The sequence below is a fragment of the Pseudomonas sp. F01002 genome (assembly GCF_004402115.1).
In the GTDB taxonomy this organism is placed as follows: Bacteria; Pseudomonadota; Gammaproteobacteria; order Pseudomonadales; family Pseudomonadaceae; genus Aquipseudomonas; species Aquipseudomonas frigoris.
The window spans coordinates 68,465-80,447 of sequence record NZ_SOPU01000020.1 but is presented as its reverse complement, the minus strand read 5'-3'; the positions used below and the strand labels follow the sequence as shown (position 1 = coordinate 80,447).

The 11,983-nt window shown below is 59.9% G+C and carries 10 protein-coding genes and 3 tRNA genes; 11 read left to right on the top strand and 2 right to left on the bottom strand.

Annotation, left to right across the window (positions count from 1 at the left end):
- The first annotated feature begins 45 nt into the window (after positions 1-45).
- From E3W21_RS18060 to E3W21_RS18025, 8 genes are all read left to right on the top strand, one after another.
- Positions 46-121, top strand: a tRNA-Glu gene (locus E3W21_RS18060).
- A gap of 53 nt (positions 122-174) precedes the next feature.
- Positions 175-250: transfer RNA gene (locus tag E3W21_RS18055), tRNA-Ala, on the top strand.
- Positions 251-331: 81 nt separating this feature from the next.
- Positions 332-407, top strand: a tRNA-Glu gene (locus tag E3W21_RS18050).
- 182 nt (positions 408-589) lie between these two features.
- Positions 590-1,129 (top strand): TetR/AcrR family transcriptional regulator, encoded by a 540-nt coding sequence (locus E3W21_RS18045; RefSeq protein ID WP_134421324.1) that lies wholly within the window; start codon positions 590-592, stop codon positions 1,127-1,129.
- A gap of 31 nt (positions 1,130-1,160) precedes the next feature.
- Complete coding sequence (locus E3W21_RS18040) at positions 1,161-1,994, top strand: alpha/beta fold hydrolase (protein ID WP_134421323.1); 834 nt, start codon at positions 1,161-1,163, stop codon at positions 1,992-1,994.
- 48 nt (positions 1,995-2,042) lie between these two features.
- Positions 2,043-2,480, top strand: coding sequence for a thioesterase family protein (locus E3W21_RS18035; RefSeq protein WP_046047743.1), 438 nt, complete (start codon positions 2,043-2,045; stop codon positions 2,478-2,480).
- Positions 2,481-2,638: 158 nt separating this feature from the next.
- Complete coding sequence (locus E3W21_RS18030; RefSeq protein ID WP_129443001.1) at positions 2,639-3,598, top strand: tRNA-dihydrouridine synthase; 960 nt, start codon at positions 2,639-2,641, stop codon at positions 3,596-3,598.
- 121 nt (positions 3,599-3,719) lie between these two features.
- On the top strand, positions 3,720-4,166 hold the full coding sequence (locus E3W21_RS18025) for an Hsp20 family protein (protein ID WP_046054224.1): 447 nt from the start codon (positions 3,720-3,722) through the stop codon (positions 4,164-4,166).
- A gap of 242 nt (positions 4,167-4,408) precedes the next feature.
- Here the strand turns inward: E3W21_RS18025 and E3W21_RS18020 are convergent, their stop codons facing one another.
- Both E3W21_RS18020 and E3W21_RS18015 read right to left on the bottom strand, forming a co-directional pair.
- On the bottom strand, positions 4,409-7,687 hold the full coding sequence (locus E3W21_RS18020) for an EAL domain-containing protein (protein WP_134421322.1): 3,279 nt from the start codon (positions 7,685-7,687) through the stop codon (positions 4,409-4,411).
- 65 nt (positions 7,688-7,752) lie between these two features.
- On the bottom strand, positions 7,753-8,643 hold the full coding sequence (locus E3W21_RS18015; RefSeq protein ID WP_111450539.1) for a LysR family transcriptional regulator: 891 nt from the start codon (positions 8,641-8,643) through the stop codon (positions 7,753-7,755).
- Positions 8,644-8,949: 306 nt separating this feature from the next.
- On the opposite strand from E3W21_RS18015, the gene leuC reads away from it, so the two are divergent.
- The 3 genes from leuC to E3W21_RS18000 all read left to right on the top strand — a co-directional run bounded on the left by leuC (position 8,950) and on the right by E3W21_RS18000 (position 11,960).
- Positions 8,950-10,368 (top strand): 3-isopropylmalate dehydratase large subunit, encoded by a 1,419-nt coding sequence (leuC, locus tag E3W21_RS18010; protein WP_134421321.1) that lies wholly within the window; start codon positions 8,950-8,952, stop codon positions 10,366-10,368.
- A 10-nt stretch (positions 10,369-10,378) separates the two neighbouring features.
- Positions 10,379-11,023 carry a 3-isopropylmalate dehydratase small subunit gene (gene leuD / locus E3W21_RS18005; RefSeq protein ID WP_134421320.1) on the top strand — a complete coding sequence of 215 codons (645 nt, stop codon included), beginning with the start codon at positions 10,379-10,381 and terminating at the stop codon, positions 11,021-11,023.
- Positions 11,024-11,192: 169 nt separating this feature from the next.
- Positions 11,193-11,960, top strand: a complete 768-nt coding sequence (locus E3W21_RS18000; RefSeq protein WP_134421319.1) for a class I SAM-dependent methyltransferase — start codon at positions 11,193-11,195, stop codon at positions 11,958-11,960.
- Positions 11,961-11,983 lie beyond the last annotated feature (23 nt).

Here is an 11,983-nt window from a genome sequence, read left to right as displayed (position 1 = left end):
AAGCGATCAACACTCAGCGTTGATCTGTTGTATAGAAGGGTTTGCGTCCCCTTCGTCTAGTGGCCTAGGACACCGCCCTTTCACGGCGGTAACAGGGGTTCGAGTCCCCTAGGGGACGCCAGTTTTACAGAAGCGATGTTGCAAGATGTCGCTCCGCCGCGAGGCGAAAAATCCGGGGCTATAGCTCAGCTGGGAGAGCGCCTGCATGGCATGCAGGAGGTCAGCGGTTCGATCCCGCTTAGCTCCACCAATTTTACAGTTCAAGGTCTGGCCACACCGGCCTTGAATCGATCAGCTCTCAGCACTGATCAGTTGTATAGAAGGTNTTTGCGTCCCCTTCGTCTAGTGGCCTAGGACACCGCCCTTTCACGGCGGTAACAGGGGTTCGAGTCCCCTAGGGGACGCCACGATTACCCGCTCTGCGGGATTTTATAAGGGTCATTCAATTATTGAATGGCCCTTTTGTTTGTCTGGCGTTTGCCAAATCCCCTAATTCTTTCAAACTGTTCTTCAGACCAGCGGTCACATCCACGACTTGCGAAAAATTATTATGAGAATAATATTCTAGTCGTAATATTCGGAGGCAACGATGAACGATAAAAAAGCTCAAACCCGCGAACGCATCCTCAAGGCTGCCAGCGCTGCGCTGATTCAGCGCGGCCCGGCCGAACCGAGCGTGGGCGAAGTGATGGGCGCGGCCGGCCTGACCGTCGGCGGCTTCTACGCGCACTTCGAAAGCAAGGACGCGATGATGCTGGAAGCGTTCAAGCAACTGCTCGGTCATCGCCGTGGCTTGATCGCCGACATGGACGCCGAATTGACCGGCGAAGAGCGTCGCGCGTTGGTTGCTGCGTTTTATCTGTCGCGCAAACACCGTGATTCCTCTGAGTCAGCGTGCCCGATTCCGGCGTCGGTCGGCGAACTGGGTCGGCTGCCGGACGCGTTCCGTGTTGCACTGAATGAGCATGTGGAGTTGATGGTCGCGCAGTTGGCGGCCAGCCCGGAAGACACCGACAAAGCCTTGGCCGACATGGCCTTGATGGTCGGTGGTTTGGCTCTGGCGCGCGCGCTGGGGCCAGGAGAGTTGTCCGATCGATTGCTGCGCGCCGCCAAATCGGCGGTGCTATAACCTGAAGGCCTTGGCCTGAGGAGTGAGAGCGATGAGCACGTTGAAGTGGGTTCGTGGCGTTAATGGCACCTTGGGCTGGGTCGCACCAAAACTGGTTGCGAACAAAATGCGACGGGCATTCATGACGCCGCGCGAGTTGCCGCCGCGTGATTGGGAATTGCCGCTGCTGGCGAAATCCGAGCGGATCACCTTGCGCTTCGGCCTCTCGGCACTGCGTTGGGGGCAGGGCCCGGCCGTGTTGCTGATGCATGGTTGGGAGGGTCGGCCAACGCAGTTTGCCAGCCTCATCACCGCGCTGGTCGATGCCGGTTACACCGTGGTGGCTCTGGACGGCCCGGCTCACGGTCGCTCACCGGGCAACGAAGCGAACGTCGTGCTGTTTGCCCGAGCCATGCTTGAAGCCGCTGCCGAGTTGCCGCCGCTGCAAGCCGTCATCGGCCACTCCATGGGTGGCGCCAGTGCCATGCTCGCCGTTCAGTTGGGCTTGCGTACCGAAACCCTGGTCACTATCGCTGCCCCGGCGCGGATTCTCGGCGTGTTGCGCGGTTTCGCCCGTTACGTGCGGTTGCCACCGAAAGCCCGTTCAGCGTTCATTCGTCAGATCGAAAGAGACGTCGGCATGCGCGCTGCGGCGCTGGATGTCGCGCACTATCAACTCGACATGCCCGGCCTGATCGTTCATGCCGAAGACGACTGCTACGTTCCGGTCAAGGAATCGCAGCTGATCAACGAAGCCTGGTTCGACAGCCGTTTACTGCGCCTGAAAGAGGGTGGTCATCAACGAGTACTGGCTGACCCTCGGGTGATCGAAGGTGTTCTCTCGCTGCTGGCCGGTCGCAGTCTGCAATCGCGCCAATCGGCCTGAGCATCCGTTACACTGCCCCGGTGAAAATTTTCTGACCGGGAGTGGGGCATGGGCTGGGATCGGGCAACGCCATTTATCATTGATCTGGAAGTCGGCGCAGAGGACATCGATGGGCTGGGTCACGCGAACAACGCGGTGTACGTGACCTGGCTCGAACGCTGTGCCTGGCGCCACTCCCAGCGGCTTGGCCTGGACCTGGTCGAGTATCGTCGGCTGGATCGGGCGATGGCGGTGGTGCGGCACGAGATCGATTACCTGGCGGCTGCCTATGAAGGCGATGAGTTGCAATTGGCGACCTGGATCGTCGATTGGGACCAGCGTCTGAAAATGACCCGACACTTCCAGTTGAAGCGCCCCAGCGACAACACCACGTTGCTGCGGGCCCAAACCACCTTTGTCTGCATCGAACTGTCGACCGGTAAGCCCAAGCGCATGCCAGCGGAATTCATCGAGGGCTACGGCCCTGCGTTGCAACTCCCGGCCTGACTGTCCCTTGTAGGAGCTGTCGAGTGAAACGAGGCTGCGATCTATTGATCTTGCACTTCAAAGACAACATCAAAAGATCGCAGCCTCGTTTCACTCGACAGCTCCTACATGAGCAAAACCTGTAAACTGCCGCACGTTTTTCGTTGAGTGTGTTTTTCATGCAAATTGCTTTGGCGCCCATGGAGGGGTTGGTCGACAACATCCTGCGGGACGTGCTGACCCGTGTGGGCGGTATCGATTGGTGCGTGACCGAGTTCATTCGGATCAACGATCAGCTGCTCACGCCTGCCTATTACCACAAGTTCGGCCCTGAGCTGCTGACCGGTGCCCGCACCGCATCCGGCGTACCGCTGCGGGTGCAGCTGCTCGGTTCCGATCCGGTATGCCTGGCGGAAAACGCCGCGCTGGCCTGCGAACTGGGTTCCGAGGTCATCGACCTGAACTTCGGTTGCCCGGCCAAGACTGTGAACAAGTCTCGTGGCGGTGCGGTGCTGCTCAAAGAGCCTGAGCTGCTGAACCAGATCGTCGAACATGTCCGTCGCGCCGTTCCGGCGCACATTCCGGTGACTGCCAAGATGCGCCTGGGCTTCGACAGCCCGGACGGTGCGCTGGTGTGTGCCACGGCCCTGGCCGAAGGTGGCGCGGCGCACATCGTGGTTCACGCGCGGACCAAAACTGACGGCTACAAGCCGCCAGCCCATTGGGAATGGATCCCGCGGGTGCAGGATGTGGTCAAGGTTCCAGTGTTCGCCAATGGCGATATCTGGAGCGTCGAAGACTGGCGTCGTTGCCGCGAGATCAGCGGCGTCGAGGACATCATGCTCGGCCGCGGGCTGGTTTCGCGCCCGGACCTGGCACGGCAAATTGCAATGGCGCGGGCCGGTGAGGACGTCGTCGAGATGACCTGGGCCGAGCTGCTGCCGCTGATTCAGGACTTCTGGCTGCAAGCCAAGGCGCAGATGACGCCACGCCAATCGCCGGGTCGCTTGAAGCAGTGGCTGGCGATGCTGACCCGCAATTATCCCGAAGCGGTCGAGCTGTTCACTGTGCTGCGTCGTGAGACCGAACTGGATCAGGTCTCGCGTTTACTGGGTCTTCAGGTGTCCGCAGCAGCCTGAAAAAAATCTGTAAATAATCTCTTGAAAAGCAATCAGCGGTCCTTATTTAAGGATTACGCGATGCCGAATTCGGGTCGCGGAGACAAAAAAACTTGCTGATATGTTTCAGGAGATTTGAATCATGAGTACTGCATTTTCCATGGCACCACTGTTCCGTTCCTCGGTAGGTTTCGACCGTTTCAATGACCTGTTCGAAACCGCCCTGCGCAACGAGCCAGGCAGCACCTACCCACCTTACAACGTGGAAAAACACGGCGACGACCAATACCGCATCGTCGTAGCGGCCGCCGGCTTCCAGGAAGAAGACCTGGAGCTGCAAGTGGAAAAAGGTGTGCTGACCATCAGTGGCGGCAAACGTGACGCGAGCGAAGCCGTCACTTATCTGTACCAAGGCATCGCACAGCGTGCCTTCAAACTGTCCTTCCGTCTGGCGGACCATATCGAAATCAAGGCCGCCGGTCTGAGCAACGGTTTGTTGAGCATCGACCTGTTGCGGGTGATTCCGGAAGAGGCGAAAGCCAAACGCATCCCGATCAACGGGACGCAAAAGCCAGCGTTGCAGCACTAAGACAGAGCAATGAAAAGGGCGCCACTGGCGCCCTTTTTTGTACCCGTCATCCAGATGATTTCAAGCATTGCGCATGCTGTGTAGCAGCTGCCGAGGCTGCGTTCGGCTGCGAAGCAGTCGTGAAATCAGGCGATGCGGTGTTTCAGGGAGAACGCACATACAGTTTTACGACTGCTCCGCAGCCGAACAGGGATAAATCCCCTCGCCACAAGGCAGCTGCAAAAATTGCAGGTGCGCCGCGCTCACTTGAGCAACTTCTGAAAATCCTCCACCGGCAGCGGCGGGCTGTGCAAATACCCCTGATAGAAATGACAGCCCAGCCCCTGCAAGAATTCCAGCTGCTCCGGTGTCTCTACCCCTTCGGCAATCACTTTCAATTCCAGGCTGCGGGCCATGGCAACGATGGCGCGGATGATCTCGGCGTCGTTGGGGTCGGTGGTGGCGTCGCGGATGAACGATTGGTCGATTTTCAGGGTGTCGACCGGCAGACGCTTGAGGTAGGTCAGCGAGGAATAACCGGTGCCGAAATCGTCCATGGCGAAACTCACGCCGAGTTTTTTCAGGCTACGCATTTTGTTGATGGTGTCTTCCAGGTTCTGGATCACGATGCCTTCGGTGATTTCCAGTTTCAGCAGTGAGCAGGGCAGACCGTGGCTGACGAGGCTGTGTTCGATGCGTTCGACGAAGTCGTTTTGGCGAAATTGCCGTGGGCTGATGTTGACGCACAGGCTGAAGTCCAGCGGATCGACCAGGCCTTTGGCGATCAGCTGTTTAAAGGCGCTGCAGGCCTCGTCGACGATCCAGGTGCCAACTTCCAGAATCAGTCCGCTGTCCTCCAGCACCTTGATGAACTCGGTGGGCGATTGCGCGCCGAGTTCCGGGTGATTCCAGCGCACCAGCGCTTCGGCACCGACGATACGGTCGTTCCGGGCGTCGACCTGAGGCTGGTAGTGCACGCGGAACTCACCCCGGGAAAGGGCCAGGCGCAGGTCGGTTTCCATGCGCAGGCGTTCGCTCGCCGCCTTCTGCATGGTGTTGTGGTACATCTGCGCGGTGTTGCGGCCCGAATCCTTGGCCCGGTAGAGGGCGATGTCGGCGCGTTTGAGTAGGTCGGTCGGGGTCGAACCGTGATCGGGAATCAGCGCGATGCCAATGCTCGGGGTCACTTGCAGGCGTTGCCCGTCGAGGAACATCGGCTCCGACAGCAGTTCACGCAAGGTGTCCGCCAGTTGCAGGACTTGCTCGCTGACCTCGTTGCGCGAGCCTTCGAGCCCGCTGAGCAGTACCACGAATTCGTCACCGCCCAAACGCGCGACGGTGTCTTCCATGCGCACGCTGGCTTCGAGGCGCGCGGTGATGATTTTCAGCACGGTATCGCCCACCGGATGACCGAGCGAATCATTGATGTGCTTGAAGTGATCAAGATCGAGAAACATCAGGGCGCCGCGCAGGTTGTGGCGCTTGAGCAGGGCAATCTGCTGACTCAGGCGATCCATCAGCAGGGCGCGGTTGGGCAGGTTGGTCAGCGGGTCGTGGTAGGCCAGGTGACGGATCTGCGCTTCGGCGTTTTTCAGCAGGCTGACGTCCCTCGCGGTCAGCAGCAGGCAGGCGGTTTCGTTGAGGGTGATCGGTTCTACCGAGACTTCGACGGTCAGCAACTCGCCGCGTTTATTGCGCCCGAGCATTTCCTGATGAAGTACCCGACCCTTGATCTGGAGTTCGGCGAGCAGCGCCGAACGTTGTTTTTCCTCGGCCCAGATGCCGACCTGATACACCGTGCGACCGACCACTTCATCGGCGCGGTAGCCGGTCAGGCGGCAGAAGCCATCGTTTACCTCCAGATAACGCCCGGTGTCGCGCTCGGTGATGGTGATGGCGTCGGGGCTGGAGTGGAAGGCCTTGGCGAACTTCTCTTCGCTGGCCTTGAGCGCTGCTTCCGAGCGTTGCTGCTGAGTGATATCACGCAGGGTGGTGACGATGCATGGCTGCTCGCCGACGCTGATCTGGCGGCTGGAAATCACGCAGGTCAGGGCTTGCCCGTCTTTGTGCTGAACGAGGATCGCCACGTTGTTCAAGCCCTGTTCGCGGATGACTTGCTCGATCCGTCGCAGGCTTTGCGCCGAAGTGTCCCATAGACCGATTTCGTCGGCGGCGCGGCCAATCACGTCGGCGGCGCTCCAGCCGAAGGTCTGGGTGAAGCTGGAGTTGATCTCGATGAATTGGCCGGTGTCCTGACGGGTCACGCAAATCGGGTCCGGGCTGACCTGGAACAGGGTGGCGAACTTCTCTTCAGACGCCACCAGCAGCTGCTCCCGCTCGACCTGATCGGTGATGTCAAGCAGCGTGCCGGCCATGCGTAGCGGGACACCGTTTTCATCGCGATAGAGTCGGGCGCGGCTTTCCAGGTAGCGCGAGCTGCCGTCCGGCAGTTGCACGCGGTAGGTCAGTTGATAATTGCCGGCAGGGCCTTCTCGCAGGCTGCGATAGGCATCGCGCATGGTGCCGCGCTCTTCTCCGGGCACGCCTTCAAAAAAATCGTCGAAGGATTCATGGAAAGGTATGGGGTCCAGCCCGTGCAGCTGGGCGGCGCGTGCCGAGCCGTACAGCATGCCACTGGGAATGTGCCAGTCCCAGGTGCCGAGTTGCGCAGAATCCAGCGCCAGATCGAGGCGCTCCTGGCTGTCTTTCAGGGCATGTTCGGCGGCTTTGCGTTCGGTGGTGTCAAGGAACGTACTCAGCAGATAAGGCTGGCCTTCGAGCTCGACCTTTTGCGCGCTGAGGATGCCGTCGTGGATCTGGCCGTTGCTGGCACGAAATTGCACCTCCATGTTGATCAGTTCGCCCTTGGCCTTGGTGGCTTTGACGAGTTGCGCCCGTTGCTCTGGATGCACCCAGAGGCCCAGTTCCAGGGTGGTGCGACCAATAGCGTTCTGCACTGGCCAGCCAAACAGGCTTTCGAAATACTGGTTGGCTTCGCTAATCAGGCCGTCTTCCTGGCGAGTCAGCAGCACCATGTTCGGACACAGGTGGAACAGTGTGGCGAAGCGTTTTTCCGAGCTGCTCAACGCCTGTTCGCGCTGGCGCTGGTGGGTGATTTCACGGATGACGCCAATCATGCGTGGTCGACCGTGTTTGTCCGGCAGCAGACTGCCGTTGATCTCCAGCCAGTGCAGGCTGCCGTCGGGCCAGCGGATGCGGTGATGCATCGCCTGTTCGAGCGGGGCGCCGGCGATCACCGCGTCGAAGGCGCGAATGGTTTTCGCCCGATCCTCTGGCGGCAGCAAGTCGAGGTATTCCAGATCCGCCGGCAGCGGTTGCCGGGGATCGAAGCCGAACAATGCCTGAGTGCCCCGCGACCAACTGATCTGCCCGCGCTCGATGTCCCAATACCAGGCGCCCAAACGTGCACCGTTGAGGGCGGCCAGCAATTGTGGGGCGCTTTCCCAGCTCTGCTCGGACCGTTTTGGGTCAAGCGCCTGTATACGCGGCATCGGCGGAATACGGTCAACAGATTTCGGCATTGGCAAGCCTTGGCTGAGTGAGGTGTCAGGTTCAGTGACTCGAGGCTCTATAGAAGTAGCACAGCTTAGCCGAGAGTCCCTGGCAGATCGATTTGCGCATCCAGCAAGGCCATGAAGGCCCGTGCCGCATTCGACAGCGTCCGCTCTGTGTGCAGGATATAGCCTAGCTGGCGAGTCAGTTGTATGCCCGGTAAAGGTATTCGCGCAACCTGATCATCAAGCATGGTGCGTGGCAACACGCTCCAGGCCAGGCCGATCGAGACCATCATCTTGATGGTTTCCAGATAATTCGTACTCATGGCGATGTTCGGCGTCAGGCCTTGAGCTTCGAACAGGCGCCGGACGATATGGTGAGTAAACGTGTTGCCGCCGGGGAATACCGCCGGGTGCAGGGCAATGTCCGCCAGGCTGACCGGGCCGTGGCTGATCAGCGAGTGCTCCGGGGCGACCACGAAGTCCAGCGGGTCGTCCCACACCGGCGTGGCCTTGACCAGTGCGTGGGGCTCCGGCGCCAGGGTGATGACCGCCAGTTCAGCGCGGCCATGGAGGATTTCTTCATAGGCCACTTCCGAATCGAGGAACTGAATATCCAGCGCCACTTGCGGGTAACGTCGGGTGAACTCCCTTAATAAGGGGGGCAAGCGGTGCAGGCCGATGTGGTGGCTGGTGGCCAGCGTCAGGCGGCCGCTCACTTCGCCAGTCAGGTTGGTCAGGGCGCGGCGGGTGTCATCCAGCACATTCAGAATCTGATAGGCCCGCGGCAGCAAGGCGCGTCCGGCCTCGGTCAGGCTGACTTCACGGCCCAGGCGATCGAACAGGCGCACCTTCAATTGCTGTTCCAGCCCGGCAATACGCTTGCTGATGGCCGGTTGCGTCAGGTGCAGCCGTTCACCAGCGCCGGAGAAGCTACCGGTCTCGGCAATCGCGATAAAAGCATTGAGGTTGGCGAGGTCCATTGCGGTATTCCAGTTGGTTATCCAAAGCATAAAAAATATGAATTTGAGTTATTTAATGTAACCCCCTAGGATCGACCTCACAAGCCAAGGGGTTATTGAATCTCTCAAGACCCAGAGGTCTGTGTGGCGAGTTTGTTAGTTCAAATTCGGATGCCAGAAGTCCATAGCCAAGGCGCTGCGACGAGTCATAGCGCGCTATGGCGAGGAGCAGCAACGCAGGATATGGGCTACTGGCGCCGAAGTTGACTAACAAAACTCGCTACACAGACCTCTCCGGCATAGAAACACGCTGATGAGGACCGTCTGATGGCCGGCAAAACGCTTTACGACAAGCTTTGGGATTCCCATGAAGTGAAACGGCGCGACGATGGGTCGTCGCTGATCTATATCGACCGCCACATCATCCATGAGGTGACTTCGCCCCAAGCTTTCGAAGGCCTGCGTCTGGCCGGGCGCAAGCCTTGGCGCGTCGACTCGATCATCGCCACCCCGGACCACAACGTACCGACCACTCCGGATCGCAAGGGCGGCATCGAAGCGATTACCGACCAGGTCTCGCGCTTGCAGGTTCAGACCCTCGATGACTACTGCGACGAATATGGCATCACCGAATTCAAAATGAATGACGTGCGTCAGGGCATCGTTCACGTGATCGGTCCGGAGCAGGGTGCCACCTTGCCGGGGATGACCGTGGTCTGCGGCGACTCGCACACCTCGACCCACGGCGCGTTTGGCGCATTGGCCCACGGCATCGGGACTTCCGAGGTCGAGCACGTGTTCGCCACGCAGTGCCTGGTCGCCAAGAAAATGAAAAACATGCTGGTGTCGGTCGAGGGCAAGTTGCCGTTCGGCGTGACCGCCAAGGACATCGTGCTCGCGGTGATCGGCAAGATCGGCACCGCCGGCGGTAACGGCCACGCCATCGAGTTCGCCGGCAGCGCCATTCGCGACTTGTCCGTTGAAGGCCGCATGACCATCTGCAACATGTCCATTGAAGCCGGCGCGCGTGTTGGCCTGGTGGCTGCCGACGAAAAAACCGTGGCTTACGTCAAGGGCCGTCCATTTGCCCCGAAAGGCGCGGAATGGGACATGGCGGTCGAAGCCTGGAAAGACCTGGTGTCCGACGCCGATGCAGTGTTCGACACCGTCGTCGAACTCGACGCTACTCAGATCAAGCCGCAAGTCAGCTGGGGCACTTCGCCCGAGATGGTCCTGGCGGTTGATCAAAACGTGCCGGACCCGACGAAGGAAATGGACCTGGTCAAACGCGGTTCCATCGAGCGCGCCTTGAAATACATGGGTTTGAGCGCCAATCAGGCGATCACCGACATTCAACTGGACCGCGTCTTCATTGGCTCCTGCACTAACTCGCGGATTGAAGACTTGCGCGCTGCGGCGGTGATCGCCAAGGGCCGTAAAGTCGCTTCGACCATCAAGCAAGCCATCGTGGTGCCGGGCTCGGGCCTGGTGAAGGCGCAAGCCGAGGCCGAAGGCCTGGACAAGATTTTCCTCGAAGCCGGTTTCGAGTGGCGTGAACCGGGTTGCTCGATGTGCCTGGCGATGAACCCGGACCGTTTGGAGTCGGGCGAGCATTGCGCCTCGACCTCCAACCGCAACTTCGAAGGGCGTCAGGGCGCCGGTGGCCGTACGCACCTGGTCAGCCCGGCCATGGCCGCGGCTGCTGCCGTCCACGGTCGTTTCATCGACGTTCGCGAACTGATCTGAGGAACCGCACATGAGAGCTTTTACCCAACACACCGGTTTGGTCGCGCCATTGGACCGTGCCAATGTCGACACCGACCAGATCATTCCGAAGCAGTTCTTGAAGTCGATCAAGCGCACCGGTTTTGGTCCGAACCTGTTCGACGAATGGCGCTACCTGGACGTGGGCTATGCCTACCAGGACAACTCCAAGCGTCCGCTGAACAAGGATTTCGTGCTCAACGCCGAGCGTTATCAAGGCGCCAGCGTGCTGCTGGCCCGCGAGAACTTCGGTTGCGGCTCCAGCCGTGAACATGCGCCGTGGGCGCTGGAAGAGTACGGTTTTCGCAGCATCATCGCGCCGAGCTACGCCGACATCTTCTACAACAACAGCTTCAAGAACGGCTTGCTGCCGATCATCTTGAGCGACGCTGAAGTGGATGAGCTGTTCCAGCAGGTTGAAGCCAATCCGGGTTACGAGTTGACGGTCGACCTGCAAGCCCAGACCGTGACCCGGTCTGATGGCAAGGTTTACAGCTTCGAACTTGACGAGTTCCGCAAGCATTGCCTGGTCAACGGCCTGGACGACATCGGCCTGACCTTGCAGGACCACGAAGCGATTGCGGCGTTTGAAGCCAAACACCGTGCGAGCCAGCCGTGGTTGTTTCGCGACGTTTGATTGATCCGGCATTTTGGTAGGGAGGGCCGGCCTCTTCGCGAGCAAGCCCGCTCCCACAGGGTCTGTGAACAACGCAATCCAATGTGGGAGCGGCGGTGCGACGATTCGACTTGCTTGCGAAGACGGCAGCCCAGGCACCACAAGGCTCAACCCCAAAAAGGAAGTCCATATGACCAGCACTGCCCAGCACAGCCAAGTCGTACAAAAGCAATTCGGTGAACAGGCCTCGGCCTATCTGAGCAGCGCCGTACACGCTCAGGGCACCGAATTCGCGCTGCTACAGGCCGAACTGGCAGGGCAGGGCGATGCCCGTGTGCTGGACCTGGGCTGCGGCGCCGGTCACGTGAGTTTTCACGTAGCCTCGCTGGTCAAGGAAGTGGTGGCCTACGATTTGTCGCAGCAGATGCTCGACGTGGTGGCCGGTGCCGCCGGCGATCGCGGTCTGACCAACGTGTCCACCGTGCTGGGCGCCGCCGAGCGCCTGCCGTTCGCCGATGGCGAATTCGATTTCGTCTTCAGCCGTTATTCGGCGCACCATTGGAGCGATCTCGGCTTGGCCCTGCGAGAGGTTCGCCGGGTGCTGAAACCGGGTGGCGTAGCGGCGTTCATCGACGTGTTGTCACCGGGCAGTCCGTTGTTCGACACTTACCTGCAAAGCGTCGAAGTGCTGCGCGACACCAGCCATGTGCGCGATTATTCCGCCAGCGAGTGGTTGCGTCAGGTCAGCGAAGCGGGGTTGCATACCCGTAGCACCACCCGTCAACGGCTGCGTCTGGAGTACACCTCGTGGGTCGAGCGCATGCGCACACCAGAGGTGATGCGCGCGGCAATCCTCGAGTTGCAGAAGTCGATGGGTAACGAAGTACGCGAATATTTTGAGATTGAGGCCGATGGTTCATTCAGTACCGATGTGCTGGTGCTGATGGCAGAGCGATAGAATTTTTCCGGGCGCGCCCACGG

Coding starts and splice junctions, on each gene's coding strand:
- E3W21_RS18000 (WP_134421319.1), top strand. CDS start 11,193: ATGACCAGCACTGCCCAGCACAGCCAAGTCGTACAAAAGCAATTCGGT.
- E3W21_RS18020 (WP_134421322.1), bottom strand. CDS start 7,687: ATGCCGAAATCTGTTGACCGTATTCCGCCGATGCCGCGTATACAGGCG.
- leuC (WP_134421321.1), top strand. CDS start 8,950: ATGGCCGGCAAAACGCTTTACGACAAGCTTTGGGATTCCCATGAAGTG.
- E3W21_RS18045 (WP_134421324.1), top strand. CDS start 590: ATGAACGATAAAAAAGCTCAAACCCGCGAACGCATCCTCAAGGCTGCC.
- E3W21_RS18035 (WP_046047743.1), top strand. CDS start 2,043: ATGGGCTGGGATCGGGCAACGCCATTTATCATTGATCTGGAAGTCGGC.
- E3W21_RS18025 (WP_046054224.1), top strand. CDS start 3,720: ATGAGTACTGCATTTTCCATGGCACCACTGTTCCGTTCCTCGGTAGGT.
- E3W21_RS18030 (WP_129443001.1), top strand. CDS start 2,639: ATGCAAATTGCTTTGGCGCCCATGGAGGGGTTGGTCGACAACATCCTG.
- E3W21_RS18015 (WP_111450539.1), bottom strand. CDS start 8,643: ATGGACCTCGCCAACCTCAATGCTTTTATCGCGATTGCCGAGACCGGT.
- leuD (WP_134421320.1), top strand. CDS start 10,379: ATGAGAGCTTTTACCCAACACACCGGTTTGGTCGCGCCATTGGACCGT.
- E3W21_RS18040 (WP_134421323.1), top strand. CDS start 1,161: ATGAGCACGTTGAAGTGGGTTCGTGGCGTTAATGGCACCTTGGGCTGG.